Origin of the sequence: Cellulomonas sp. (genome assembly GCF_035634735.1) — a bacterium.
Lineage (GTDB): Bacteria > Actinomycetota > Actinomycetes > Actinomycetales > Cellulomonadaceae > Cellulomonas.
The window spans coordinates 11369-36844 of the sequence record NZ_DASQCJ010000004.1; the positions used below are offsets into that span (position 1 = coordinate 11369).

At 75.5% G+C, this 25476-nt stretch carries 31 protein-coding genes; 10 read left to right on the forward strand and 21 right to left on the reverse strand.

Translation table 11 applies throughout. The features are described 5' to 3' along the window. Window position 1 precedes the first annotated feature (1 nt). The 5 genes from VER05_RS00690 to VER05_RS00710 form a co-directional block, all read right to left on the reverse strand. Window positions 2-676, reverse strand: coding sequence for a hypothetical protein (locus VER05_RS00690; protein WP_324843488.1), 675 nt, complete (start codon window positions 674-676; stop codon window positions 2-4). Continuing rightward, on the reverse strand, window positions 673-1278 hold the full coding sequence (locus VER05_RS00695) for a SigE family RNA polymerase sigma factor (RefSeq protein ID WP_324843489.1): 606 nt from the start codon (window positions 1276-1278) through the stop codon (window positions 673-675). The genes VER05_RS00690 and VER05_RS00695 overlap by 4 nt, the downstream gene beginning before the upstream one ends. Continuing rightward, window positions 1275-2378, reverse strand: coding sequence for an amidoligase family protein (locus tag VER05_RS00700; protein ID WP_324843490.1), 1104 nt, complete (start codon window positions 2376-2378; stop codon window positions 1275-1277). The genes VER05_RS00695 and VER05_RS00700 overlap by 4 nt, the downstream gene beginning before the upstream one ends. Window position 2379: 1 nt before the next feature. Continuing rightward, window positions 2380-2937: a hypothetical protein gene (locus VER05_RS00705; RefSeq protein WP_324843491.1), complete on the reverse strand. Its 558-nt coding sequence runs from the start codon at window positions 2935-2937 to the stop codon at window positions 2380-2382. Between the two features lie 130 nt (window positions 2938-3067). After that, window positions 3068-3568, reverse strand: a complete 501-nt coding sequence (locus VER05_RS00710; RefSeq protein ID WP_324843492.1) for a MarR family transcriptional regulator — start codon at window positions 3566-3568, stop codon at window positions 3068-3070. Window positions 3569-3607: 39 nt separating this feature from the next. Between VER05_RS00710 and VER05_RS00715 the strand changes: the two genes are divergently transcribed. Both VER05_RS00715 and VER05_RS00720 read left to right on the forward strand, forming a co-directional pair. After that, complete coding sequence (locus VER05_RS00715; RefSeq protein ID WP_324843493.1) at window positions 3608-4522, forward strand: DMT family transporter; 915 nt, start codon at window positions 3608-3610, stop codon at window positions 4520-4522. A gap of 10 nt (window positions 4523-4532) precedes the next feature. Beyond that, a complete protein-coding gene (locus tag VER05_RS00720; RefSeq protein WP_324843494.1) occupies window positions 4533-5180 on the forward strand; it encodes a class I SAM-dependent methyltransferase in 648 nt (215 codons plus the stop codon). Window positions 5181-5214: 34 nt separating this feature from the next. Here VER05_RS00720 and kdpC read toward each other — a convergent pair whose 3' ends face one another. The 7 genes from kdpC to VER05_RS00755 form a co-directional block, all read right to left on the reverse strand. Beyond that, the gene (gene kdpC, locus VER05_RS00725; RefSeq protein ID WP_324843495.1) at window positions 5215-5823 is read right to left on the reverse strand and encodes a K(+)-transporting ATPase subunit C; all 609 of its coding nucleotides are present in this window, start codon (window positions 5821-5823) and stop codon (window positions 5215-5217) included. Between the two features lie 24 nt (window positions 5824-5847). Then, window positions 5848-8025, reverse strand: a complete 2178-nt coding sequence (gene kdpB, locus VER05_RS00730; protein ID WP_324843496.1) for a potassium-transporting ATPase subunit KdpB — start codon at window positions 8023-8025, stop codon at window positions 5848-5850. A gap of 5 nt (window positions 8026-8030) precedes the next feature. After that, window positions 8031-9701 (reverse strand): potassium-transporting ATPase subunit KdpA, encoded by a 1671-nt coding sequence (gene kdpA, locus VER05_RS00735; RefSeq protein ID WP_324843497.1) that lies wholly within the window; start codon window positions 9699-9701, stop codon window positions 8031-8033. Further along, window positions 9701-9790 (reverse strand): potassium-transporting ATPase subunit F, encoded by a 90-nt coding sequence (locus tag VER05_RS00740; protein WP_139405060.1) that lies wholly within the window; start codon window positions 9788-9790, stop codon window positions 9701-9703. Before VER05_RS00740 ends, kdpA begins: the two co-directional genes overlap by 1 nt. A gap of 269 nt (window positions 9791-10059) precedes the next feature. Then, a complete protein-coding gene (locus VER05_RS00745; protein ID WP_324843498.1) occupies window positions 10060-10953 on the reverse strand; it encodes an aldo/keto reductase in 894 nt (297 codons plus the stop codon). A 144-nt stretch (window positions 10954-11097) separates the two neighbouring features. Next, a complete protein-coding gene (locus VER05_RS00750; RefSeq protein ID WP_324843499.1) occupies window positions 11098-12090 on the reverse strand; it encodes an SDR family oxidoreductase in 993 nt (330 codons plus the stop codon). Window positions 12091-12206: 116 nt separating this feature from the next. Further along, window positions 12207-13250, reverse strand: coding sequence for an aminotransferase class V-fold PLP-dependent enzyme (locus VER05_RS00755; protein ID WP_324843500.1), 1044 nt, complete (start codon window positions 13248-13250; stop codon window positions 12207-12209). Window positions 13251-13331: 81 nt separating this feature from the next. On the opposite strand from VER05_RS00755, the gene VER05_RS00760 reads away from it, so the two are divergent. The 3 genes from VER05_RS00760 (at window position 13332) to VER05_RS00770 (ending at window position 15269) form a co-directional block, all read left to right on the forward strand. Beyond that, window positions 13332-14306, forward strand: a complete 975-nt coding sequence (locus VER05_RS00760; protein WP_324843501.1) for a LysR family transcriptional regulator — start codon at window positions 13332-13334, stop codon at window positions 14304-14306. Window positions 14307-14418: 112 nt separating this feature from the next. Beyond that, window positions 14419-14877 (forward strand): hypothetical protein, encoded by a 459-nt coding sequence (locus VER05_RS00765; RefSeq protein ID WP_324843502.1) that lies wholly within the window; start codon window positions 14419-14421, stop codon window positions 14875-14877. A gap of 11 nt (window positions 14878-14888) precedes the next feature. Continuing rightward, on the forward strand, window positions 14889-15269 hold the full coding sequence (locus VER05_RS00770; protein ID WP_324843503.1) for a hypothetical protein: 381 nt from the start codon (window positions 14889-14891) through the stop codon (window positions 15267-15269). Window positions 15270-15404: 135 nt separating this feature from the next. On the opposite strand, the gene VER05_RS00775 is transcribed toward VER05_RS00770, so the two are convergent. Together VER05_RS00775 and VER05_RS00780 are read right to left on the reverse strand one after the other, a co-directional pair. Continuing rightward, window positions 15405-16427 (reverse strand): NADP-dependent oxidoreductase, encoded by a 1023-nt coding sequence (locus VER05_RS00775; protein WP_324843504.1) that lies wholly within the window; start codon window positions 16425-16427, stop codon window positions 15405-15407. 31 nt (window positions 16428-16458) lie between these two features. Next, complete coding sequence (locus tag VER05_RS00780; RefSeq protein ID WP_324843505.1) at window positions 16459-16848, reverse strand: DUF1304 domain-containing protein; 390 nt, start codon at window positions 16846-16848, stop codon at window positions 16459-16461. A 96-nt stretch (window positions 16849-16944) separates the two neighbouring features. Between VER05_RS00780 and VER05_RS00785 the strand changes: the two genes are divergently transcribed. After that, window positions 16945-17565 carry a TetR/AcrR family transcriptional regulator gene (locus tag VER05_RS00785; RefSeq protein ID WP_324843506.1) on the forward strand — a complete coding sequence of 207 codons (621 nt, stop codon included), beginning with the start codon at window positions 16945-16947 and terminating at the stop codon, window positions 17563-17565. A gap of 94 nt (window positions 17566-17659) precedes the next feature. Continuing rightward, window positions 17660-18526: an alpha/beta hydrolase gene (locus VER05_RS00790; RefSeq protein WP_324843507.1), complete on the forward strand. Its 867-nt coding sequence runs from the start codon at window positions 17660-17662 to the stop codon at window positions 18524-18526. Window positions 18527-18544: 18 nt separating this feature from the next. Here VER05_RS00790 and dnaB read toward each other — a convergent pair whose 3' ends face one another. Next, window positions 18545-19915, reverse strand: a complete 1371-nt coding sequence (dnaB, locus tag VER05_RS00795; protein WP_154727855.1) for a replicative DNA helicase — start codon at window positions 19913-19915, stop codon at window positions 18545-18547. A 342-nt stretch (window positions 19916-20257) separates the two neighbouring features. Between dnaB and VER05_RS00800 the strand changes: the two genes are divergently transcribed. Continuing rightward, a complete protein-coding gene (locus tag VER05_RS00800) occupies window positions 20258-21574 on the forward strand; it encodes an MATE family efflux transporter (RefSeq protein ID WP_324843508.1) in 1317 nt (438 codons plus the stop codon). A gap of 30 nt (window positions 21575-21604) precedes the next feature. Here the strand turns inward: VER05_RS00800 and VER05_RS00805 are convergent, their stop codons facing one another. Further along, complete coding sequence (locus VER05_RS00805; RefSeq protein WP_414647527.1) at window positions 21605-21970, reverse strand: ArsR/SmtB family transcription factor; 366 nt, start codon at window positions 21968-21970, stop codon at window positions 21605-21607. 101 nt (window positions 21971-22071) lie between these two features. Here VER05_RS00805 and arsM point away from each other — a divergent pair, with 101 nt between their 5' ends. Next, a complete protein-coding gene (gene arsM, locus VER05_RS00810; protein WP_324843509.1) occupies window positions 22072-22857 on the forward strand; it encodes an arsenite methyltransferase in 786 nt (261 codons plus the stop codon). Next, window positions 22854-23285, forward strand: a complete 432-nt coding sequence (locus tag VER05_RS00815) for an arsenate reductase ArsC (protein ID WP_324843510.1) — start codon at window positions 22854-22856, stop codon at window positions 23283-23285. Before arsM ends, VER05_RS00815 begins: the two co-directional genes overlap by 4 nt. Before the next feature lie 23 nt (window positions 23286-23308). On the opposite strand, the gene VER05_RS00820 is transcribed toward VER05_RS00815, so the two are convergent. The 5 genes from VER05_RS00820 to rpsF all read right to left on the reverse strand — a co-directional run. Beyond that, window positions 23309-23665, reverse strand: coding sequence for a hypothetical protein (locus VER05_RS00820; RefSeq protein ID WP_324843511.1), 357 nt, complete (start codon window positions 23663-23665; stop codon window positions 23309-23311). A gap of 241 nt (window positions 23666-23906) precedes the next feature. Then, window positions 23907-24356, reverse strand: coding sequence for a 50S ribosomal protein L9 (gene rplI / locus VER05_RS00825; RefSeq protein WP_324843512.1), 450 nt, complete (start codon window positions 24354-24356; stop codon window positions 23907-23909). A gap of 14 nt (window positions 24357-24370) precedes the next feature. Further along, window positions 24371-24607: a 30S ribosomal protein S18 gene (rpsR, locus tag VER05_RS00830; RefSeq protein ID WP_013772910.1), complete on the reverse strand. Its 237-nt coding sequence runs from the start codon at window positions 24605-24607 to the stop codon at window positions 24371-24373. 113 nt (window positions 24608-24720) lie between these two features. Then, the gene (locus tag VER05_RS00835; RefSeq protein ID WP_324843513.1) at window positions 24721-25230 is read right to left on the reverse strand and encodes a single-stranded DNA-binding protein; all 510 of its coding nucleotides are present in this window, start codon (window positions 25228-25230) and stop codon (window positions 24721-24723) included. A 16-nt stretch (window positions 25231-25246) separates the two neighbouring features. Further along, window positions 25247-25476, reverse strand: a 230-nt coding sequence (gene rpsF / locus VER05_RS00840; RefSeq protein WP_324843514.1) for a 30S ribosomal protein S6, incomplete at its 5' end; no start/stop codon positions are given.

Here is a 25476-nt window from a genome sequence, read left to right on the forward strand (position 1 = left end):
CTCACCCCTCGCCCGGGTCGATCGGCAGCGGGTCGCCGTCCAGCAGCAGCTGCCCGGCTCGGGCCTTCGCCTCGCCGACGTCCACCTGCCACAGCTCGGCGAGCCGGGCCGCGTCCTCGAAGTCGTACCCGGAGTCCCAGAACGTCGACATCGGGTCGCCGGCGGACCCGTCGCCGGGGCCGGCCTCGCCGGGCGCGACCGGCACGGCCGCCCCGTCGAGCAGCAGCTGGCCGGCGCGCGCCTTGGCGGTCGTCGCGTCGGTCTGCCACAGGTCCTCGAGCGCGGCGACGTCGTCCGTCGTGTACCCCTGGTCCCAGAACGCCTGGTACTGCTCGCGGGTGTAGCCGGCCGGCATCGCGGACCAGTCGACGCCCACCGCCCGCACCGCGTCCTCGACCGCGACGGCGAACCCGGAGTACGGGTTGGCGGCCGCGGCGGCGCCCGCCCCGACGACGGCGAGGGTGCCGGTGACGACGCCCGCGGCGGCGATGCGGCCCGCGCGGGAGACCGGGAGCGCGCGCACGACGCCGCGCGGGGCGGCCCCGGGCGCGGCGGCGACGGACGCGGCGATCCGGTCGGCGGCGGCGGCGGTGGCGGCGGTGGCCGGCTCGCGCGAGCGGAGCGCGGCGGCCACGCGCGCGGCGATGTCGTCCTCGGTCGGGCGGTGCTCGGTCATGACGGCTCCGGGGTGGTCGGGTCGGCGCGGCGCAGGGTGACGAGCGCGCGCGAGGCGTGGGAGCGGACGGTGGCGGCGGAGGTGCCGAGGACGCTCGCGATCTCGGCGTCGGCCAGGCCCTCGTAGTAGCGGAGCACCAGGACGGTGCGCTGCCGGGGCGGCAGGTCGGCGAGGCGGCGCCACATGGCGTCCTCCTCGGCCAGCCCGTGCGCGTGGTCCCCGGCGCTGCCGGCGTGCGCGGCGAGCACCTCGTCGGCGGCGGGGCGGATGGTCCGGACGTGCCAGCGGCGCCGCCAGGACAGGTGCTCGTTCGTCACCATGCGGCGCAGGTACAGGTCGGGGCGCTCCATCAGCGCGATCCGGTGCCACCGCACGTGGGCCCGCAGCAGCACCTCCTGCACCAGGTCGGCGGCCGTGTGCTCCTCGCCGACCAGGACCGTCGCGTAGCGCAGCAGGCCGGGCAGGTGCGCGCGCACCAGGTCGTCGAGCGAGCCGGGCGCACCGGCGGCCGCGCGCGCGTCGCCGCCCCCGCGGGCGGGCAGCGGCACCACGCGCGGCGTCGGCGCGCTCTCGGGGCCCGGCACGGGCAGGTACGTCGTCACGCGGGGACCCCCGCGAGCGCGGCGAGCGCGCCGGCCGGGTCGCGGGCGGCGTCGGCCCCGGGCGCGGGCACAGGCCGGTCGTCCAGGCAGCGCAGCAGCAGCCGCTCCACCAGCGCGGCCCGGGCGACGATCTCCGCGGCGTCGGCGGACCCCGGGAGGATCCGCACCTCCACGGTGTCCCGGACGGGCCGGGCGGCGACGAGCTGGGTGAGGTTCACGTCCGCGTACTTGGTGAGCCCGGTCCCGCGGGCGGCGGCGGCGAGCGCCGGCCAGTCCGCGGCGTCGCCGCGCTCGACCAGCGCGACCAGGTCGGCCGGCAGCGGCGCGAGCCGCCGGCACGCCGGGTTGGTCCCGAGCGCCGCCCACAGCGGCTCGCGCCACCGGCCGAACAGCCGGACCAGGTTCGCGAACGACGCGGGCGTCCGGAACGGCGCGCCGTCGACGTGCAGGTGCACGGCGGCCTCCACCGGCACGGTGAACCCGAGGGCGCGGGCCGGGGCGAGCAGCGCGTCGAGCGCGGCGCGGTGGTCCCGGGTCAGCGGCGGCGTGATCACCTCGCACGGGCGCTCGCGGCCCCCGGGCAGCGGCATCGCCACCGCCACGGTCGCGCCGGTGGCGTCGTTGACCCGCGCCGCGCCCCCGACCAGCTCGACCACGGTGCCGAACAGCGCCGCGACCGGCGCCAGCACGTCCGGCAGGGCCGCGCCGGGGTCGACGTGCCGCTCGACCAGGCGCAGCAGGCGGGCGTCGTCGCACAGCACCCGGTACCAGCCGCGGTGCCCGGGCGGCGTGCGCGGGCCGGCCGCGAGGTCGGCCTCGAGCGTGATGTCGTCGACCAGCCGCGCGACGGGCGCGCCGTCCGGCCCGACGACGTCGAACGCCGGCGACAGGTGCCGGAACAGCCCGACGCCCGGCACCGCGGACGGCTCGGAGTCCGTGTGGGACGACCGCCGGACCGACCCGCCGCACCGGTCGGCGAGGTCGTCCGCGAGCACCCGCCGGTCGGAGCCGGCGGGCGCGAGCAGCTCGACCTCGAACCCGGTGCGCAGGGTCAGCGTGGCGATGGTGGTCTCCTGGGCCGTCCGCGGTGCCGGGATCACGTCAGGCGCCGGCCGGGGTGCCGGACGGGGCCACCGGGACAGTCTGCCCGTCGAGCAGCAGCTGCCCGGCACGCGCCTTGGTCTCGACCGTGTCGGTGTTCCACAGCGCGGCAAGCTCCGCGACGTCCTCGCCGTCGTAGCCGGCGGCGAAGAACGCGTCGATCGCGGCCACGGTCTCGGCCGACGGCTCCTCGTACTGGTGCGTGCCCGGCGCGAACGGCAGCGCCGCGCCGTCCAGGACAGCCTGCCCGGCGCGCGCCTTCGCCTCCATCTCGTCGACGGACCACAGCTCCTGCAGCGCGGTCAGGTCCTCCAGCGTGTATCCGGAGGTCCAGAACGCGCGGTACTGCTCCTCCGAGTAGCCGGCGGGCATCTCGCCGAAGTCGGTGCCCTCGTTCGCGGCGTCGAACTCCGCGACGAGCTCGGGGCGGGGCTCGACGGTGAAGGCGCCCGCCGCGGCGGCGAGGCCGGCGCCGGCGAGGCACAGGCCGGACGCGGCGGCGCCGATGGTCAGCAGGCGGATTGACCGCGTGCGGGCGGGTCGGGTGGTGCGGGTCACGGGGACCTCCAGGTGGGTGGGACGCGCTTGCCCCCCTAGAACGCGGCCCGGCCCCCGGATGTGGAGTCGCCGTCGGCACGGATCCCGCCGGGGTCGCCGGCCTCGGTCGCCGCGCACCCTGCAGCCGAGGTCACGCCCCGCGGTCGAGCGCCGCGAGCCACCGGCGGAGCAGCCGCTCGAGCTCCGCGGCGTCCTCCTCGGGGCCGAGCAGGTCGAGCAGCCGCCGCTCGTTCGCCATGTGCGCGGTGAACGCCGCGTCGATCGCCTCGCGGCCGCGCGGCGTCAGCGCGACGACCCGCCCGCGGCCGTCCTCCGCGCTCGGTCGCCGGGTCACCAGGCCCGCGCGCTCCAGCCGGTCGACCCGCTTCGTCATCGCCCCGGTCGTCACCATCGTGTGCGCGGCCAGGTCGCCCGGCGCCCGCTCGTACGGCGCCCCGGCCCGGCGCAACGCCGCCAGCACGTCGAACTCCCCCTCACCGAGGCCGTGCTCCCGGTAGACCTCGGCGATCTCGCCGGTCAGGGCCAGCGCGAGCCGGTGCAGCCGGCCGATGACGCCCTGCGGGCGCACGTCGACGTCGGGCCGCTCGCGGGCCCACTCCTGCTGGATGCGGTCGACGTGGTCGGGTGCCATGCCGCCATCATATCTTCCGCGGAAGGTATAGTGCCTTCCGTGGAAGACAACCGCCGCTGGCTGCCGATCGCCGCGATCGCTCCCGTCCTGTGGGGCAGCACCTACTACGTCACCCGGCACACCCTGCCCGCCGACAGCCCGCTGTGGGGCGGCGTGCTGCGGGCGCTGCCCGCCGGGATCGTGCTGCTCGTCCTGGCCCGCCGGCTGCCGCGCGGGTCGTGGTGGTGGCGGTCGGCCGTGCTGGGGACGCTCACCGTCGGGGCGTTCTTCGCGCTGGTCTACGTCGCCGCGCAGGCGCTGCCGAGCAGCATCGCGTCGACCGTGATGGCGGTGGGCCCGGTCGCGATGATGCTCGCCGCCTGGGTGCTGCTCGGCCAGCGGCCCCGGCTCCGGGCGGTGGTCGGCGGCGTCCTGGGCGTCGTCGGCGTGGCGGTCATGCTGCTGGGCGGCGGGGACGGCGCCGCGCTCGACCCCCGCGGGATCCTCGCCTCGGTCGCCGCGATGCTGATGTCGTCGGTCGGCTACGTGCTCGCGAACCGCTGGCAGGGCGAGGTCGAGGTGCTGCCGCTGACCGCCTGGCAGCTCGTCGCGGGGGCGCTCGTGCTGCTGCCCGTCGCGGTCGTGGTCGAGGGCGCACCGCCGGCGCTCGACGGCACGGCGCTGCTCGGGTTCGCGTACGTCTCGCTGGTCGCGACGGCCGTGGCGAACGTGGCGTGGTTCGCGGCGCTGCGGCACCTCGGCCCGTCGACGGTCGGGCTCGTGGGGCTGCTCAACCCGGTCACGGGCGTGCTGCTCGGGACGGTGCTGGCGGCGGAGGTGCTGTCGTGGCGCCAGGTGGTGGGCATCGCGGTGGTGCTCGGGGCGATGGCGCTGGGGGCGACCCGCGCGCGGCGGCGGGCGGCCCCGCCGGCCCTCGCCGCCGCGCCCGGCGAGGCTGTCGGCGGGCACCGCTAGCGTCACGGCGATGGACACCGACGACTGGGTCGACCGGAACCGCGCCTCCTACGACGCCGTCGCCGAGGCGTACGTCGACCTCGTCGCGCGCGGCTACCCGGCCCGCGACCCGCACGACCGGGCGCTGCTCGACCTCGTCGGCGAGCTCGCCTCGGCGGTCGGCGGCGGGCCGGTGGCCGACATCGGGTGCGGGCCGGGCCAGGTCGCGGGCCACCTCCACGGCCGGGGCGTCGACGTGCGCGGGATCGACCTGTCGCCCCGGATGGTCGCGATCGCCCGGGCCGCCCACCCCGGCGTGCGGTTCGACGTCGGCGACATGACCCGGCTCGACCTCTTGGAGCAGTCGCTCGCCGGCGCGCTGCTCTGGTACTCGCTCATCCACGTGCCCGACGCGGCCGCGCCCGGGGTGGTCGCGCGCGTGGCGCGGGCGCTGCGCCCGGGCGGCGTGCTGCTGCTCGGGTTCCAGGTGGGCGACGAGATCCGCTCCCCCACCCGCGGCTACGGCGGCATCCCGGTCACGCTGCGCGCGCAGCGCCGGCCGGTGGCCCGGGTCGCCGGGTGGGTGCGGGAGGCCGGGCTCGTCGTCGACCTGGAGGCGGTGCGGGACCCGGACGCGGACCCGCCCGAGGGCCGGGTCCTGGCGCACCGCCCCGGGTAGCGGCACCGGGTCCGGGGCTGCCGGCCCGCCGCCGTCAGGCCGACGCCCGGTCCAGCGCCAGGTTCAGCTCCAGGACGTCCACGCCCGGCTCGCCCAGGAAGCCCAGCGCCCGCCCCGTCGTCGCCCCGGCCACCAGCGCGCGCACCTCCGCCTCCGGCAGGCCCCGCTCCCGCGCGACCCGCGGCACCTGCAGCTCCGCGTACGCCGGGCTGATGTGCGGGTCCAGCCCCGAGCCGGACGCGGTGACGGCGTCCGCGGGCACCGCCGCCACGTCGACCCCCTCCAGCGCCGCCACGGCCGCGCGGCGCGCCTCGATCGCCGCGACCAGGTCCGGGTTGTCCGGGCCGAGGTTCGACCCCGACGACGCGGCGCCGTCGTAGCCGTCGCCCGCCGCGGACGGCCGGGACTGGAAGTACCGGGGCAGCGGGCGCCCGTCGGCGTCGGTGAACGACTGCCCGAGGAGCGAGGACCCGACGGCCGCGCCGTCGGCGCCGGTGACGAGCGACCCGTCGGCGCGGCCCGGCATCAGCCGGCCCAGGCCGGTGACGACCAGCGGGTAGCCGACGCCGAGGATCACGGTGAGGACCAGCATCGCCCGCAGCGAGACGACGAGGTGCGACCAGGTGGTGCGAGGGGAGCTCACGGCTCTCTCCTTAGTCCGAGGGGGTCAGAAGCCGGGCAGCAGGCTGACGACGAGGTCGATCAGCTTGATGCCGAGGAAGGGCGCGACCACGCCGCCGAGGCCGTAGATCAGCAGGTTCCGGCCGAGCAGCTGCGAGGCGGCGACCGCGCGGTACCGCACCCCGCGCAGCGACAGCGGGATCAGCGCGACGATGACCAGCGCGTTGAACACGATCGCCGAGAGGATCGCGGACGCCGGGGACGACAGCTGCATGAGGTTGAGCGCCGCGAGGCCCGGGAACACCCCGGCGAACAGCGCCGGGATGATCGCGAAGTACTTCGCCACGTCGTTCGCGATGGAGAACGTCGTCAGGGCGCCGCGGGTGATGAGCAGCTGCTTGCCGATCCGGACGATGTCGATGAGCTTGGTCGGGTCCGAGTCGAGGTCGACCATGTTCCCGGCCTCCTTGGCGGCCGAGGTGCCGGTGTTCATCGCGACGCCGACGTCGGCCTGGGCGAGCGCCGGGGCGTCGTTGGTGCCGTCGCCGGTCATCGCCACGAGGTGGCCGCCCTCCTGCTCCCGCCTGATGAGCGCGAGCTTGTCCTCGGGCGTGGCCTCGGCGAGAAAGTCGTCCACCCCCGCCTCCGCGGCGATGGCCCTCGCGGTGAGCGGGTTGTCGCCGGTGATCATCACCGTGCGGATGCCCATGGCGCGCAGCTCGGCGAACCGCTCGGCCAGGCCGTCCTTGACCACGTCCTTGAGGTGCACGACCCCGAGCACCCGGCCGCGGCCGGACGCGTCCCGCGCGGCGACGACCAGGGGGGTGCCGCCGTCCGACGAGATGCCCTCGACGACCCCGTCCAGCTCCTGCCGCACGGGCGCGGGCAGCGGCCCGTCCGCCTCGAGCCACGCGACGACCGCGGAGCCGGCGCCCTTGCGGATCAGGCCGCCGTCCGGCAGGTCGACGCCGCTCATCCGGGTCTGCGCCGTGAACGGCACGATCCCGGTGCCGGCCGCGAGGGTCGCGGCGTCGCCCGCCACGCCCCGGCCGGCCGCGAGGTCGACGATCGACTTCCCCTCCGGGGTCGGGTCGGCGGCGGACGCCCGGGCGGCGGCCTGCACCAGGTCGTGCGCGTCGACCCCGGCCAGCGGCAGGAACGCCACAGCGCGCCGGTTGCCGTAGGTGATGGTGCCGGTCTTGTCGAGCAGCAGGGTCGTCACGTCGCCGGCCGCCTCGACGGCGCGCCCGGACATCGCGAGCACGTTCCGCTGCACCAGCCGGTCCATGCCCGCGATGCCGATGGCCGACAGCAGCGCGCCGATCGTCGTCGGGATCAGGCAGACCAGCAGGGCGACGAGCACCGGCACGCTCACCGACGCGCCGGAGTAGCCCGCGATCGGGTTCAGCGTCAGGGCGACGACCACGAACACGACGGACAGCGACGCCAGCAGGATGTTCAGCGCGATCTCGTTCGGCGTCCGCTGCCGGGCCGCGCCCTCGACCAGGGCGATCATCCGGTCGACGAACGTCTCGCCGGGCTTCGAGGTGATCCGCACGACGATCCGGTCGGACAGCACCCGGGTGCCGCCGGTGACCGCCGACCGGTCGCCGCCCGACTCGCGGACGACGGGGGCGGACTCGCCGGTGATGGCCGACTCGTCCACCGACGCGATGCCCCAGACGATGTCACCGTCGCCCGGGACGAGCTCGCCGGCGGACACGACCACGAGGTCACCGAGCGCCAGCTCGGGCGAGGCCACCGACCGGGTGCGGGCGCGCTCGGCGCCGGGGTCGCGGGCGGCGTCGTAGCCCTCGACCAGCGTCGCGAGGGTGCTCGACCGGGTGCGCCGCAGGCTGTCGGCCTGCGCCTTGCCGCGGCCCTCCGCCACGGCCTCGGCGAAGGTCGCGAACAGGACGGTCAGCCAGAGCCAGACGGCGATGGCCGGGGTGAACGAGCCGGGCGTGGCCGTCCCGCCGGACCGCTCGGGGCCGCCGACGAACGGCTCGACGACCGCCAGGACGGTGGTGAGCGCGGCGCCGACCTCGACGACGAGCATCACCGGGTTGTGCCACATCAGGCGCGGGTCCAGCTTGCGGAACGTGTCCGGCAGCGCCTGCCGCACCTGGACGGCGGTCAGCCCGCGGGACCGCCGCGGGGCGGGGTCGTGCTCGGGGGCCGGCCCGGTCGCGGGCGCGGCGTCGTGCTGCAGTGCGGTGCTCATCGAAGTCACAGACCTTCCGCCAGGGGACCCAGCGCGAGAACGGGGAAGTACGTCAGGGCGGTCACGATCACCGCGACGCCGGCGAGCAGGCCGACGAACTGCGGCCGCGCGGTGGGCAGCGTGCCGACCGTGGCCGGGACCTTGTCCTGCGCGGCGAGCGAGCCCGCGAGCGCCAGCACCAGCACGATCGGGACGAACCGGCCCAGCAGCATCGCGACGCCGAGGGCGGAGTTCAGCCACGGGGTGTTCGCGGTGAGGCCGGCGAACGCGGAGCCGTTGTTGTTCGCGGCCGAGGTGAACGCGTACAGCACCTCGGAGAAGCCGTGCACGCCGGGGTTCCAGATGGACGTCGACTCGACGGAGGCCCGCGCACCGGGGATCGCGAACGACAGCGCGGTGCCCGCCAGCACGAGCGTGGGCGTCACGAGGATGTACAGCGAGGCCAGCTTGATCTCCCGCGGGCCGATCTTCTTGCCCAGGTACTCCGGGGTCCGCCCGACCATGAGGCCGCCGACGAACACCGCGATCACCGCGAGCACGAGCATCCCGTACAGGCCCGACCCGACGCCCCCGGGGGCGATCTCGCCCAGCATCATGTTGAGCATCGGGAACAGCCCGCCGAGCGCGGTGAACGAGTCGTGCATGCCGTTGACCGCGCCGGTCGACGTCAGCGTGCTGACGCTGCCGAACAGCGCGGTCCCGGCGACGCCGAACCGCTGCTCCTTGCCCTCCATCGCGGCGCCCGCCAGCTGCGGGGCCGCGCCGGCGCCGTGGCTCTCCACGACCGTCAGCAGCACCGTGCTGACCAGGAAGATGGCGCCCATCGCGGCGAGGACCGCGTAGCCCTGCCGGTGCGAGCCGACCATCCGGCCGAACGCGCGCGGCAGCGCGAACGGGATCGCGAGCATGAGCACGATCTCGAACGCCGAGGTCCAGGACGTCGGGTTCTCGAACGGGTGGGCCGAGTTCGCGTTGAAGAACCCGCCGCCGTTGGTGCCGAACAGCTTGATGACCTCCTGGGAGGCGACCGGCCCGCCCGGGATCGACTGCACCCCGCCGGCCAGCGTCGTGACGTCCGTCGGGGCGGCCCAGTTCTGGATCACGCCCCCGGCGATCAGCACGACGGCGCCGAGCACCGAGACCGGCAGCAGCACCCGCAGCGTGCCGCGGGTGAGGTCGACCCAGAAGTTGCCGATCGTGCCCGTGCGGCGCCGGGCGAACCCGCGCACCAGGGCGATCGCCACGGCGATGCCGACCGCGGCGGACACGAAGTTCTGCACCGCCAGCCCGAGCGCCTGCACCGCGTACCCGAGGGTCTGCTCCGGCGAGTACGACTGCCAGTTGGTGTTCGTCACGAAGGACACGGCGGTGTTGAACGCGAGGTCGGGCCGGACCGCCGGCAGGCCGAGGTCCCACGGCAGCCAGGCCTGCGCCCGCTGCAGCACGTAGACGAGCAGGACGCCGACCAGGGAGAACGCCAGCACGCTGCGCACGTACGAGCGCCACGACTGCTCGGACCGGGAGTCGACCCCGATCAGCCGGTACAGGCCGCGCTCCACCCGCAGGTCGCGGGGCGACGTGTACACGTGGGCCAGGTAGTCGCCCAGCGGCCGGTACAGCGCGGCGACCACGGCGACGACCAGCAGCAGCTGGGCGGCGGCCAGCCAGCCGGCCATCAGAACCGCTCCGGCTTCACGAGCGCCCACACCAGGTAGACGACCGCCGCGACGCCGAGCGCCGCCGCGGCCAGGTCGAGGACGATCACAGCCTCTCGACCCCCGCGGCGACGGCGCTCACGAGCGCGAACAGGGCGACCACGGCCGCCACGAGCACCAGGTCCAGCACGAGGGGACTCCCGACATCGGTCCTCGTCGACCGGGCCGGGTCGGCGCGGGTCGACGGCCCGGTCAGGTGCCGGGCCGTCTCCCATCCGACGCCCGCCGGGGCGCGCCGGCGGCCATCCTCACGGCTTCCATACGGGCGCCGGGGGATTCCTGACGGATCGCGTGCGGGCGGCCGCCTGCGACGCGGGGGTCAGCCGACGTCGAGCCCCACCGCGCGCGAGCACCGCTCCACCTCGTCGGCGGTGAGCACCAGGTCCGCCGCCCGCGCGGAGTCGCTGATGGACGCCGGGCGCCGCGCGCCGGGGATCGCCACCAGCACCTCGCTGAGCGCGAGCTCCCACGCGAGCACCGCCTGCTGCGGGCTCACCCCGTGCGCCTCGCCGATCTCGCGGAACACGGAGAACCGGTCCCCCACGCCCCGGCCGCCGCCGCCGGTGCCGCCGAGCGGGCTCCACGGCAGGAACGCGATCCCGTGCCGCTCGCAGTACCGCAGCTCGTCGTAGCTGCCGGGGTGCCGCGGGGAGAACTCGTTCTGCACGCTGACCAGGCCGCCCTCGCCGAGCACCTGCCGGGCGATCTCGATCTCCTCGACGCTGGCGTTCGAGATGCCGATCTCGCGGATCTTGCCCTCGCGCTTCAGCGTCGCCAGGTTCTCGATGATCTCGCCGTAGACGATCCACCGGTCGGGCCGGTGGTACTGGTACAGGTCGATGGCCTCGACGCCGAGCTCGCGCAGGGACTTCTCGACCGCCGACCGCAGGTACGGCAGCGAGCCGTCGCGGCCCCACTGCTCGCCCTCGCTACGGGTGATGCCGCCCTTGGTGGTGATCAGCAGCCCGTCGGTGTCGCCGCCCCAGGTGCGGACGGCCTCGGCGACCAGGCGCTCGTTGTGGCCCATCTGGTCCCACGTCGGCGCGTAGATGTCGGCGGTGTCGATCAGCGTGACCCCGGCGTCGAGCGCCGCGTGGATCGTCGCGATCGCCTCGTCGTGGTCCGGGTAGACCTTGTCGTTGTTCATCGACATCGGCATGGCGCCGAGGCCGATCGCGGAGACGGTGTACGGGCCGATGCTGCGGTGCTGCACGGGTGCTCCTTCGCGCGGGGTGCTGCCCCGCGGCGGGCTGCGGCGGGGCCGGGGTCCAGCATGCTCGCCGAGCTCGCCGGTTGCGCGCCGGAGGTCCCTGCGCCACCGGCGAGCTCGCGCGCAACCGGGAACTCGCGCCCGGCGTCACCCCACGCGGAACCGCGCGACCAGGTCGTCCATGAGCGCGTCCATGCGGGCGTCGACCACGCGCCGCGCCGGGTCCGCGTCGTGCCAGTCCACGATCTCCCGCGCGCCCTGCTCGAACCGGATCGTCGTCGCGAACTCCGGCACCAGCCGGCGCAGCTTCGTCGTGTCGAACACCATCGAGTGCGCCTTGTCCCCCAGCAGCCCCGCGCCCCACTCCGGGTCCGCCGCGGCGATCGCGTCCGACGGCACGTGCACGATCCGCGGCTCGACGCCGGCGGCGGCCGCGAGCGCCCGCACGATCTGGTCCCAGGTCGGGGCGTCGTCCGAGGTGATGTGGAACGCCTCGCCGAGGGTCCGCGGGTTCCCGAGGAGCGGGACCATCCCGCGGGCGAAGTCCTCGTGGTGCGTCAGGGTCCACAGCGAGGTGCCGTCGCCGTGCACGACGACCTCCCGGCCCTGCCGCATCCGCTCCACCGCGGTCCACCCGCCGTCCAGCGGCACGAGCGTGCGGTCGTAGGTGTGCGACGGCCGGACCACCATCGCCGGGAAGCCGGTGTCCCGGTAGGCGCGGGTCAGCAGGTCCTCGCACGCGATCTTGTCCCGCGAGTACTGCCAGAACGGGTTGCGCAGCGGCGTCGACTCGGTGACCGGCAGCCGCTCCGGGGGCGTCTGGTACGCCGACGCGGACGAGACGAACACGTACTGCCCGGTCCGCCCGGCGAACAGGTCGACGTCGGTCTGCACGTGCTCGGGGGTGAACGCCACCCAGTCGACGACGGAGTCGAACTCGCGGGAGCCGAGCGCCGCGCGCACCGACGCCGGGTCGCGCACGTCGGCCTGCACCACCTCGGCGCCCTCCGGGACCGGGCGGGTCGCGCTCGACCCGCGGTTGAGGACCGTGACGTCGAGCCCCCGCTCGACGGCGAGCCGGGTGACGGCCGAGCTGATGATGCCGGTGCCGCCGATGACGAGGAGCCGCGTCGCTGCCATGCCCGGCACGGTAGCGGGGCGCGGGCCGCGGCGCTCGCCCCCGCCGGGCAGCCGCCCGGGGCCCGCCCGCCCGGTCGGCGGGGCTCGGCGGGGCTCGGCGGGTCCGGGGGTCCGGATCAGGTCAGGGCCTCGAGCGCCCGGTCGACGTCGTCGCGGTCGTTCCACACGTGGAACGCGAGGCGCACCCGGCCGGCGCGCCCGGCCACCCGGCACCCGGCGCGCTCCAGCGCGGCGCGGCGGAGGCCGTCCGGGTCCGGCAGCGTGACGATCGCGCCGCCGTCCGACCCCGGCAGGCCCAGCCCCGTCCGCAGCGCTCCGGCCAGCCCGCGCGCGTGCCCCTCGACCGCCGCGGCGTCGACCGAGGCGAACAGCCCGACCGACTCGGCGGCGCCCAGCCACGCCTGCCACGCGGGCGAGACGTCGAACCGGCGCGCGTCGGTGGCCAGTCGCATCTCCGGCCCGTAGCAGGACGCCCACGGGTCGTCGCCCGCGTACCAGCCGGCCTGCACGGGGCGCAGCACGTCCTGGGCGTCCGCCCGGACGGTCAGGAAGCCCGTGCCGCGCGGCGCGCACAGCCACTTGTAGGCGGCGGTGACCGTCAGGTCGTACCGGCTCGCGTCGACCCGCAGCCACCCCGCCGCCTGGGTCAGGTCGCACAGCGTCCGGGCGCCCGCCGCCTCGGCCGCCGCCGCGACACCCTCGCCGTCGAGCACCTGCCCGGTGGCCGACTGCACGAGCGAGAACGCGACCAGGTCGGTCCCGGGGCGGACCGCGGACGCGAGGTCGGTCGCCGGCACGTGCCGCACCCGCAGCCGGTCCCCCTGCGCGAGGAACGGGAAGACGACGGAGGAGAAGTCCCCGTCCACGCACAGCACCTCCGCGCCGTCCGGCAGCGAGGCGGCGACCGTGCCGGCCATCGCGGAGACCTGCGCCCCGATCGCCACCCGGCTGGCGTGGACGCCGACGAGCGACGCGAACGCGGTCCGGGCCCGGGCCACGGCGTCCTCGTACGACGCGACGTCCAGCCCGCCGGATCCCCAGCGGTCGAGGTCGGCACGGAGCGCCGCGAGCATCCGGGTCGGCGCGACGCCGGCGGTCGCCGCGTCGAGGTGCCCGGGGCCCGGGTGGAACTGGTCACGGAGCCGGTCGAAAGTCAGCACCTCTCCAGCCTCGGCCGGCGCGTGCATGCGATCAACGGCTGGTTCTCGCGGAACTCATGCGTGCTGCTTATGCTCGGACCCATGAGTCCCCGGCCGCTCGACGCCGCCGCGCTCCGCCTCGTGCGGGCGGTGCACGACACGGGCAGCGTCACGGCGGCGGCGCGGGAGCTCGGTCTGACCCAGCCCGCGGCGAGCCAGCAGCTGCGCGCCGTCGAGCGCGTCCTCGGCACCCCCGTGGTCGTCCGGGCCGGTCGCGGCGTCCGCCTGACCGAGGCGGGGCTGGTGCTGGCGCGCAACGCGGTGGCGGTGCAGTCCGCGCTCGACGCGACGCTGGAGGAGGTCGCCGCCGTCGCCAGCCTGCGGGCCGGCCGGGTCCGCGTCGCGGCGTTCCCGTCCGCGGCCGCGACGCTGCTGCCGGCGGCCCTCGCCGCCCTGCGGGTGCGGCACCCGGGGCTCGTGCCGACGTTCGCCGAGGCCGAGCCGCCCGAGGCGCTGGCCGAGCTCGACGCCGGCCGGGTGGACATCGCCGTCGTGTTCCGCGACGCCGCGACCGGCCCGGACGGCGACGGGCCGCGGCGGCTCCGGGTCCCGCTGCTGGAGGACGACGTGGTCGTCGTCCTGCCGGGGTCCGACCGGCAGGGCGACGGCGCGGTGGACCTCGGCGCGCTGGCGGACCGGCCCTGGATCGCCGGCTGCCCGCAGTGCCGCACCCAGCTGGTCGGGACGTGCGCGCGAGCCGGGTTCGCGCCGCGGGTGGACTTCGCCACCGACGACTACGTCGCGGCGCTCGGGCTGGTGCGCGCCGGCCTCGGCGTGGCGGCGCTGCCCGGGCTCGCGCTGGCGGCCGTGCCGCACCCGGAGGTCACGGCGCACCCGACCCGCCCCGGGGCGACGCGGGTGATCGAGGCGGTGGCGCACCCGGGCACCACGCGGGTGCCGGCGGTGGCGGCGGCGCTCGACGCGCTCCGCGGTGCGGCCGGGCGACTGTCGGCCGCGCACGTGCGGCCCGCCCCGCGGCGGCGACCGGGCGCGGGTACGGGCGCGCCGCGGGGCTGAGCGCTCGGGGCCTCCGCCGGGCCGGCGCGCGGCCGGCCGCGTCGATTTGCCGGTTGACCTGCAGGTTGATAGGACGAACGGGACAGATCGCCGAGATGAGACGGAGCACGTGATGGGCCTCTTCGACCGGATCAAGGCTGCGACGGGCGATGCCCGGCAGGCGGGCCGTGACGCGGACGCGACCGTGGCGGCGGCGCGCGCGGCCTCCGGCGCACCGCAGTCCCCCGGCGTGGCGGGGATGAGCGCCGCCGACCAGCAGGCCCTGGTCGCGCAGGCGATGGGCCGGCCGGCGACCCAGGCCGAGGCGGACTTCCGCAACACCGGCGGCACGGCGGACGAGGCGGCCTTCGCCCCGGCGTCCAACGGCGTGACCTGGCAGCAGTACGCCGGCGTCATCGCCCAGTCGCAGGCCGTCGGCTACGACCAGGCGGCGCTCGCGGGCGTGGCAGCCGGGCTCGGGATCGACGCCGCCCGCTGGACCGCCGCGGCGGAGGAGTTCGCCGCGCGCGCGCAGACCAACCCGGCCGTCGGCCGCGAGATGGGCCGGATCGTCCGCGAGGGCCGCGCCTGACCATGGGTGCGGTGCGCGACCTGGTCGACCTGCTGCGCTGGAGCCGCGCCCAGCCCCGACCGTCGCTCGGCGACGCGCTGGCGTCCGGCGCCCAGGCGACCCGCGACCTGCGGGACTACCAGGACGCGCTCGCCCGGGGGGTGGTGGACGCGCAGAACGGCGTGCCCACCACCGCCCTGGTCGAGTCGCTCCGCGCGCTGCCCGCGGTCGCCGAGGGTCCGGCGCGGACCGAGGTCGTGCTGCTGCTCGACGTCCCCGGCGGGGCGCCGGTGCGGGTGGTGCGCGCGGAGGTGCTGCCCCGCGCCGTCGCGGTCGGCGAACGGCTGCCCGTGCGGGTGCTGCGGTTCGACCCGCAGCGGTTCGCCGTCGAGTGGGAGGCCGGCCGGGCCTGACGGTCGGGACCCGCCGACCACCCGACCGGGCGTCCCGCGGTCGGAGGACCACCACCCGGCCCGGCGCGCCATCCTGGACCGCCTGGTCGAGCTCGCGCAGCAGGGCGCCGCGCGGTTCCCCGCCGGGGACTGACCTCAGCCCTCCTCGGCGACGCGGACGAGCATCTTCCCGGTGTTCGCGCCGCGCATCATGTCGAGGAACGCGTCGACGGCGTTCTCGACCCCGTCCACGATCGTCTCGTCGGAGGCGATCTGGCCGGCGCCCAGCCATGCGGCCATCTTCTCGGAGAACTCCGGGGCGAGGTGCACGTACCCGGCCAGCGTGAAGCCCTTCAGGGTGAGCCCGCGCGTGATGATGTTCGCCATGTTGTCCGGGCCGGCCGGCTTCTCGGTGGTGTTGTAGCCCGCGATCGCGCCGCACAGCGCGACCCGCCCGCCCGGGTTCAGCACGTCGAGGGCCGCCTCCAGGTGGTCGCCGCCGACGTTGTCGAAGAACACGTCGACCCCCTCGGGGGCGAGCGCGGCGAGCTGCTCGCGCACGGGCGCGTCCTTGTAGTTGAACGCGGCGTCGTAGCCGTACTTCTCCGTCAGCAGCGCGACCTTCTCCGCCGACCCGGCGGACCCGATGACCCGCTTCGCCCCGAGGAGCCGCGCGATCTGCCCGGCGGCGGTCCCGACGGCACCCGCCGCGCCGGAGACGAACACGGTGTCGCCCTCCCGCATCCCGGCGATGGCGGTCAGGCCGACGTACCCGGTCAACCCGGTCATGCCGAGGATGCCGAGGCGGACCGAGAGCGGCACGCCGGGCAGCTCCGGGACGAGCCGGAAGGCGGCGCGGTCCGCCTGGGCGACGTCGCGCCAGCCGAGCTCGTGCTGCACGAGCGCCCCGACCGGGACGTCGTCCGCGGCGGACTCGACCACGCGGCCGATGGCGCCGCCGGTCATCGTCTCCCCGAGCGCGAACGGCGGGGTGTAGCTCTTGACGTCGTTCATCCGGCCGCGCATGTAGGGGTCGACCGAGAGGAACGCGTTGCGCACCCGGACCTGCCCGGGCTCGAGGTCGCCGTACTCCACGGTCACGGTGCGGAAGTCGTCGTGGGTCGGCCAGCCCTGCGGGCGGGCGACGAGCTGGATCTGGGTGCTGGTGGTGCGGGACATGCGGGAGCTGCCTTCCGTTCGGGTGCGGGGGTCAGAGGACGAGGCCGACGACGAGCGCGACGACGCCGAGGGCCGGGATCACGCCCTGCTTCAGCGCGGCGGGCGCCTTGTCGGGGCTGGAGACGAGGAGCACCACGGCGGCAGCGACCATCGACCCCGCGCCGGTGAGCACGAGCGTCGCGCCGACCGCGGTCTGCCCCACCAGCACGAGCGCGATCCCGAGGGCCACGGCGATCGCGAGGAACAGGTTGTAGAAGCCCTGGTTGAACGCGAGCTGCTGCTGCGCGGCCGCCTGCTCGACGGTGCCCGTGCCGAACGTCGCCCGGGCGCGCTCGCCGGTCCAGGCGATCGACTCCAGGTAGAAGATGACCACGTGGACCAGCGCCGCGACGCCGGTGAGCACGAGACCTGCGGTGACCATGGGACTCCTCGTCCTGGCGGCGCACGGCGCCTCGTTTTTTGGACTGACCGGTTCACAATATACTGGACCGATCGGTCCGCACATCGGAGGGGTCCCATGGGACGCAACCAGACGTTCGACACCGCCGATGCGGTCCGCGCCGCGCGGGCGGTGTTCTGGGCGCAGGGGTACGAGGCCACCGCGCTGCCCGACCTGGAGCGCGCGACCGGGCTGAGCCGGTCGAGCATCTACCACGCCTTCGCGTCGAAGCGGGGCCTGTTCGACGCCGCCGTCGACAGCTACCTGGACGAGGTCATCCGGCCGCGCCTGCGCCCGCTCACCGGGGACGACGTGGCCCCCGGCGCGCTGGACGACTACCTGACCGGGCTCCGCGACGCCCTGCTGCGCGGCGACACGCTGCCCGCGACCAGCGGGTGCCTGCTGGTCAACTCGGCCAACGCGCCGATCGGGCACGACGAGGGCGTCGCCGCCGTCGTCGAGGCGTACGCCGCCGAGCTCCGCCAGGCGATGACCGCGGGCGTCCGCGCGCGGCTCCCGCACCTGCCGGCCGAGGCGCAGCGCACGCTGTCCGACGTCTGCGTCGGCCTGGTGATCTCCGCGTTCGCGCTCGTCCGGGTCAACCGGGAGGAGGCGGCGCGGACCCTCGACACCGCGCGGGCCGTGCTGGCGAGCGCCGTCGCGCACGCGGGCGCGGGCGACGGCGGCAGCCCCGCCTGAACCGCCGGGACGTCGGGCCTCCCGGTCCACGAGCCGCGGGCGGTGCACCGGTCACCGGTGGCGCGCCGTCCCCGTCGTGCTGGATGCTCGTGCCGTGTTCGAGGGCTTCACGGTCGAGGACGTCCCGGTGGACGGCGCCGACATCCACGTGCGCCACGGCGGGGCGGGCCGGCCCGTCCTGCTGCTCCACGGGCACCCGCGGACCGGGTCGACGTGGCACGCCGTCGCGCCGGCGCTCGTCGAGGCCGGGTTCTCCGTGGTGGTGCCGGACCTGCGCGGCTACGGACGGTCGCGCGGCCCCGCCCCCGCGCCCGACCACAGCGCGCACTCGAAGCGCGCGGTGGCGGGTGACCTGGCCCAGGTCATGAGCGGGCTCGGCCACGACCGGTTCTCGGTGGTGGGCCACGACCGCGGCAGCTACGTCGGCCTGCGGCTCGCGCTGGACCACGAGAGCCGCGTCGACCGCGTCGTGCTGATGGACTGCCTCCCGCTCAGCGAGCACCTCGCCCGGGCCGACGCGCGCTTCGCGACCGCGTGGTGGCACTGGTTCTTCTTCGCCCAGCCGGAGATCCCCGAGCGCGTGATCAACGCCGACCCGGACGCCTGGTACACCGGTGACCCCGCCGTCATGGGCGCGGAGAACCACGCCGAGTGGCGGTCGGCGATGCGCGACCCGGACGTCGTGCGCGCGATGCTGGAGGACTACCGGGCGGGCCTGACGGTCGACCGGGAGCACGAGGAGGCGGACCGGGCGGACGGGCGGCGGCTGACGATGCCCCTGCTCGTGCTCTGGTCGCTGCGGGACGACCTCGCGCAGCTCTACGGCGATCCCCTGAGCATCTGGCACGGGTGGGCCACGCGGGTCGAGGGCCGCGGCATCGACTCGGGGCACCACGTCGCGGAGGAGGCACCCGGGGAGCTGGTCGAGGCGCTCGTGCCGTTCCTCGCCCGGGACGCGTGACCTCCGCGCGGTGGGCCGTCAGGCCTGCATGTCCACGAACCGCGAGTAGTGCCCCTGGAACGCCACGGTGATGACGTCGGTCGGGCCGTTACGGTGCTTGGCGACGATGAGGTCGGCCTCGCCGGCGCGCGGCGACTCCCGCTCGTAGGCGTCCTCGCGGTGCAGCAGGATGACCATGTCGGCGTCCTGCTCGATGGAGCCGGACTCACGCAGGTCGGACATCGCGGGCTTCTTGTCGGTGCGCTGCTCGGGACCACGGTTCAGCTGCGACAGCGCGATGACCGGGACCTCCAGCTCCTTGGCGAGCAGCTTCAGCGCACGCGAGAACTCCGAGACCTCCTGCTGACGCGACTCGACGCGCTTGCCGGAGGACATCAGCTGCAGGTAGTCGATGATGACCAGCTTGAGGTCGTGCTTCTGCTTGAGCCGCCGGCACTTCGCCCGGATCTCCATCAGCGACATGTTGGGCGAGTCGTCGATGAACAACGGCGCCTCGGTGAGCTTGCCCTGGATCTGCGCGAGCTTCTGCCAGTCGTCGTCGCCCATCGAGCCGTTGCGCATCTTCTGCAGGGGCACGCGGGCCTCGGCGGAGAGCAGTCGCATGGTGATCTCGGAGCGGCTCATCTCGAGCGAGAACACGACGGACGCCTGCTGGTGCTTGATCGAGGCGGCGCGCGCGAAGTCCAGCGCGAGCGTCGACTTGCCGATGGCGGGGCGGGCCGCGATGACGATCATCTGGCCCGGGTGCAGGCCGTTGGTGAGCCGGTCCAGGTCGGCGAAGCCGGTCGGGACGCCGACCATGCCCTCGCCGCGGTGCCCGGCGGACTCGATCTCGTCCAGGGTGCCGGCGACCACCTCGCCGAGGCGGTGGTAGTCCTCGGTGGTGCGCCGGTCGCTGACCGCGTAGACCTCGGCCTGGGCGTTGTTGACGATCTCCTCGACGTCGCCGCCGTCGGTCGCGTAGCCGAGCTGGACGATGCGGGTGCCGGCCTCGACGAGGCGGCGCAGCACGGCGCGCTCCCGGACGATGCGGGCGTAGTAGCCCGCGTTCGCGGCGGTGGGCACCATCGAGATGAGGGTGTGCAGGTAGGGCACGCCGCCGACGCGGCCGATCTCGCCGCGCTTGGTCAGCTCGTCCGCGACGGTGACGGCGTCGGCGGGCTCGCCGCGGCCGTACAGGTCGAGGACGGCGTCGTAGATGGCCTCGTGCGCCGGGCGGTAGAAGTCGCTGCCGCGGATCTCCTCGACGACGTCGGCGATGGCGTCCTTGGAGATCATCATGCCGCCGAGCACGCTCTGCTCGGCGTCGAGGTCCTGCGGCGGGGTGCGGTCGAACGCCGCGCGGCCCTGCCCCGCGGGGGCCCCGTACTCGAGCTCCTCGATCGTCACGCTGCTGCCCGCCCCACCTTCGCTCGTCCCCCGGCGACTGCCGTCGAACACCCGTTCTAGCACCGCCCTCCGACACTCCGGCGGAGGGCGGGCGACCGTGTCCGGTCCGCGCGCCGACGCGAGGTTAGGACCCCGGAGGACGGTCCGTCGAGCGAGACGTCCACAGGGGGTGGGGACGAGGTTGTGGAAGGCTGTGGACGCGCACCGTGAGATGTCCACAGGTCGTGGATACAGGTGTGGATGAAGCCGGGCACGCCTGTGATCAGGACGTTCTCACCGGCGCAAACACCGCGAACCCATGTGGACGGGAAGAAGTTGGCCGCCATTTCACGCCTCGGACAGATGCCGTCCACCGTCGACCGCCAGATCCTCGGCCTCGCGGTGCCCGCGCTGGGCGCGCTCGTGGCCGAGCCGCTGTTCGTGCTGGTCGACTCGGCCATCGTCGGGCGGCTGGGGACGACGGAGCTCGCCGGGCTGTCGCTCGCCTCGACCCTGCTCGTGACGATCGTCGGGCTGTGCGTGTTCCTCGCGTACGCGACCACCGCCGTCGTCGCCCGGAGGCTCGGGGCGGGCGACCGGACCGGGGCGCTGCAGGTCGGCGTCGACGGCCTGTGGCTCGCGGCCGGGCTCGGCGTGGTCCTGGCGGCGGTCGCGATGCTCGTGGCGCCCTGGGCGGTCGGCGCGCTCGGGGCGTCCGGCGACGTCGCGCACCAGGCGGTGCTCTACCTGCGCGCGTCCGCGCCCGGGCTGCCCGGGATGCTGGTCGTCCTCGCCGCGACCGGCGCCCTGCGCGGCCTCCAGGACACCAGGACGCCCCTGGTGGTCGCCGGGGTGGGGGCCGCGGTCAACGCGGTGCTCAACGTCGTGCTCGTCTACGGGCTGCACCTCGGCATCGCCGGCTCCGGCGCGGGCACCGCCGCCACCCAGGTCGCCATGGGCGTCGCGCTGACGGTGGTCGTGGTCCGGGGCGCCCGGGCCGCGGGGTCGTCGCTGCGGCCCGCGCCCGGCGGCATCCTCGCCGGCGTGCGCACCGGCACCCCGCTGCTGCTCCGGACCCTGTCGCTGCGCGCGGCCATCCTGCTCACCGTGTGGGTCGCCACGAGCCTCGGCCCGGTCGCCCTGGCCGGGCACCAGGTCGTGAACGCGATCTGGGGCTTCGTCGCGTTCGCCCTCGACGCGCTCGCGATCGCCGCCCAGGCGCTGATCGGGCACGCGCTCGGTGCGGGCGACACCGGGCTGGTGCGCGCGCTGCTGCGCCGCACGCTCGCGTGGGGCGTCGGCGCGGGGGTGGTGCTCGGCGTGCTGACCGGCGGGCTGGGCTGGTGGCTGTCGGCGCTGTTCACCTCGGACCCGGATGTCCGGCACGCGGTGACGCTCAGCCTCGCCGTGGCGGCGGTGCTGATGCCGATGGCGGGCTGGGTGTTCGTGCTGGACGGGGTGCTGATCGGCGCGGGCGACGGCCGGTTCCTCGCCGCGGCGGGCATGCTCACGCTCGTGGCCTACGTGCCGTTCGCGCTGGCGGTGCGGGCGTGGGCGCCGGACGGATGGGCGGGGCTCGCGTGGCTCTGGGCGGCGTTCGCGGGGGTGTTCATGCTCGCGCGAGCGGTCACGACCGGGCTGCGCGCGCGGCGGGACACCTGGATGGTCACGGGCGCCTGAGCGGCTCGGGGTCGCTCGGGAGCGGGCCCGTCAGCGCGGGCCGACCGCCGCGGCGAGCGCGCCGGCGACGTCGTCCATCGCCCCGGGCCGGAGCGCGTAGTACGCCCAGACGCCCCGCTTCTCCCGGGTCACCAGGCCGGCGTCGACGAGCTGCTTGAGGTGGTGCGAGACGGTCGGCTGCGACAGCCCGACCGGCTCGGTGAGGTCGCACACGCACGCCTCGCCGCCGTCGTGCGCGCCGATCAGCGACAGCAGCCGGAGCCGGGTCGGGTCGGCGAGCGCCTTCAGCCGCCGGGCGAGGTCCTGAGCGCCCTCCTCCTCGAGCGCGGGCGCCACGCCGGTGCCGCAGCACGCGTCGGTGGCGAGCGGCAGCAGGGTCGGCGTCGCGGAGGTCACCGAGCCATCGTCGCGCAGACATCGACGGATGTCGATGGTTGACACGGCCCGGCGGCAGGCCTCACGATCGCATCGACACACATCGATGTCCGGAGGCGACGATGAGCGACGTGCGGGACGAGGTGCGCAGCAGGTACGCCGCGGCCGCCGCGGCGGTGACCGGGACGGCGGGGTCGGCCGACGCTGCGGGCTGCTGCGGCGGCTCGAGCGGCCCGACGGGCGAGGAGGGCCGGTTCGGGGCGTCGCTGTACGACGCCACCGCGCTGGCCGGCATCCCGGTCGAGGCCCGGCTCGCCTCGCTGGGCTGCGGCAACCCGCTCGCCGTCGCCGACCTCCGGCCGGGCGAGCGCGTGCTCGACCTCGGGTCGGGCGGGGGCATCGACGTGCTGCTGTCCGCCCGGCGCGTCGGGCCCACGGGCTTCGCCCACGGCGTCGACATGACCGACGCGATGCTCGACCTCGCCCGCGCGAACGCCGAGAAGGCCGGGGCGACGAACGTCGCGTTCCACCGCGGCACCATCGAGGACCTGCCGCTGGCGGACGAGTCGGTCGACGTCGTCATCTCGAACTGCGTCGTCAACCTGTCGCCGGACAAGCCACGGGTGCTGGCGGAGGCCCACCGCGTCCTCGCACCCGGCGGGCGCCTGGGCATCTCCGACGTCGTGGCCGAGGACCGCCTGACCCCGGAGCAGCGCGCCGAGCGCGGCTCGTACGTCGGCTGCATCGCCGGTGCCCTCTCCCGCGGCGAGTACCTGGCCCTGCTCACGGCAGCCGGGTTCACCGATGCGGAGGTCACCTTCACCCACGCCGTCGCCGACGGCATGCACGGCGCCGTCGTCCGGGCCCGGAAGCCCGCCGCCCCCACGCCCGAGGAGTCCCCCCGATGACCGACGCCCGCCCCAGCGTGCTGTTCGTGTGCGTGCACAACGCCGGCCGGTCGCAGATGGCCGCCGGCCTGCTGGCGTCGCTGTCCGGCGGCGCTGTCGAGGTCCGCTCGGCGGGCTCGGCCCCCGCGGACCGGGTCAACCCGGTGGCCGTCGCGGCGATGGCCGAGCTCGGCGTCGACCTCGCGGCCGAGCGGCCGAAGGTGCTCACGCCCGAGGCGGTGCAGGCCTCGGACGTCGTCGTGACGATGGGTTGCGGCGACGCGTGCCCGTACTACCCGGGGACGCGCTACGAGGACTGGGTGCTCGAGGACCCGGCCGGGCAGGACCTCGCGATGGTCCGCGGGGTGCGGGACGAGATCCGGGGGCGCGTCGAGGCGCTCCTGGCGTCGCTGGGCGTCCCGCAGGCGGGGCCGCTGGCTCGGGACTGACCCCCGAAGGCCGGGGGGAGGCGTCAGGCGGTCGGACGGTCGCCCGCCTGGCCCGCGCCCGGGTCGCCGCCCGCGCCCGGGTCGCCGCCCGTGGCCGGGTCGCCGCCCGTGGCCGGGTCGCCGCCCGTGGCGGTGCCCTCGCCGGGCGCGGCGCCGTCCTCGGCGTCGTCCGCCGACCGTCCCTGCATCGCCAGAATCAGGAAGACGAACCCGACGGGCAGGAACGCCATCGCGCCGTACCGCAGGCTGTCGTTGAACAGCCCGGAGAACCCGAGGACGAGGAACACGAGCCCGATCGGCAGGTACGCGACCCCGGTGTTCGCGTCGTCGGACGCGGGCTCCGGCGGCGGCGGGCTCGCGGGCTCGGGCTGATCGGCCATGCGTCGACGGTAGGCGGTGCCCACCCCGCTCCGCCTCGGCCGCGGGACGGAGATCGCCCCGCCCGCACACGCGTCGAGATCGGTGTCTCGCGTCGAGATCGGTGCCTGGAACCACCGATCTCGCGCCGGACAACCGATCTCGTCGCGGAGGTCCGCTCCCGGCGGCCGGACCCCCGCACACACGACCGCGCCCCCGCCCCGGGGACCGGGACGGGGGCGCGGTACGCGCTGGCGCGTGGCGTCAGGCCGCGACGACCTTGACGGTCAGCTTCGCGGAGACCTCCGGGTGCAGGCGGACCTGCACCGCGTACTCGCCGGTCGCCTTGATCGGCTGCGCGACCTCGATCTTGCGGCGGTCGATCGACGGGCCGCCGGCGGCCTTGACGGCCTCGGCGATCTCGGCGGTCGTGACGGCGCCGAACAGGCGGCCGGCGTCGCCGGACTTCGCCGAGACGGTCACCGGGTTGCCCTGGAGCGAGTCGCGCACGGCGCGCGCCTCGTCGAGGGTCGCGATCTCGCGGGTCTTGCGAGCACGGCGGATCGCCGTGATCTCCTTCTCCGCACCCTTGCTCCACGGGGTCGCGAGACCGCGCGGGACGAGGTAGTTGCGGGCGTACCCGTCCTTGACGTCGACGACGTCGCCGGGAGCGCCGAGGCCCGTGACCTCGTGGGTCAGGATGAGCTTGGCCATCTTGTTGCTCCTTCTCAGCGAGCCGACGACGAGTACGGCAGGAGCGCCATCTCGCGGGCGTTCTTCACGGCCCGCGCGATCGCGCGCTGCTCCTGGACGGACACGCCGGTCACGCGGCGGGCGCGGATCTTCCCGCGGTCGGAGATGAACTTCCGCAGCAGAGCGGTGTCCTTGTAGTCGACCGACTCGATCTTCGCCGCCTTGAGCGGGTTCTGCTTCTTCTTGGGCTTCCGGACAACGGCCTTGGCCATCGTGGTGCTCCTTGTTCTACGTACGGAGCCCGGGGCGTTGCCATGCCCCGGGATGGGATGTTCGTGGTGGCGCGCGTCGCGCCGGTGCCGACCTGGCGGTCAGCGGTGCTCGATCAGAACGGGGGCTCGTCGGAGTAGCCGCCCGCGCCGCCGCCGCCCGCGGGCGTGGCCCACGGGTCGTCCTGCTGCGCGGACTGGCCGCCGCCGCTGTTGAACCCGCCACCGCCGCCGCCGAACCCGCCGCCGCCACCGCCGGACCGCTGGGTCCGGGTGACCTTGGCCGAGGCGTAGCGGAGCGACGGGCCGACCTCGTCGACCTGCAGCTCGTAGACGGTGCGCTTCTCGCCCTCGCGGGTCTCGTAGGACCGCTGGACGAGCCGACCGGAGACGATGACCCGGGTGCCCTTCGTCAGCGACTCGGCGACGTTCTCCGCCGCCTCGCGCCAGACCGAGCAGCGCAGGAAGAGGGTCTCGCCGTCCTTCCACTCGTTCGACTGGCGGTCGAACGTGCGGGGGGTGCTGGCGACGGTGAAGTTCGCGACGGCCGCACCGGACGGGGTGAACCGCAGCTCGGGGTCGTTGGTGAGGTTGCCGATGATGGTGATGACGGTGTCGCCAGCCATGGTGATCCCCTGTGTCTCAGGCGCCGGGGCGCAGGAGCTTGGTCCGAAGGATGGACTCGTTGAGGTTGAGCTGGCGGTCCAGCTCCTTGGCGGTAGCCGGCTCGGCGGTCATGTCGATGACCGCGTAGATGCCCGCGGACTTCTTGTTGATGTCGTACGCGAGGCGACGACGTCCCCAGACGTCGACGTTCTCGACGGTGCCGCCACCCTTGCGGATGACGTTGAGGAACTTGTCGAGGCTCGGCG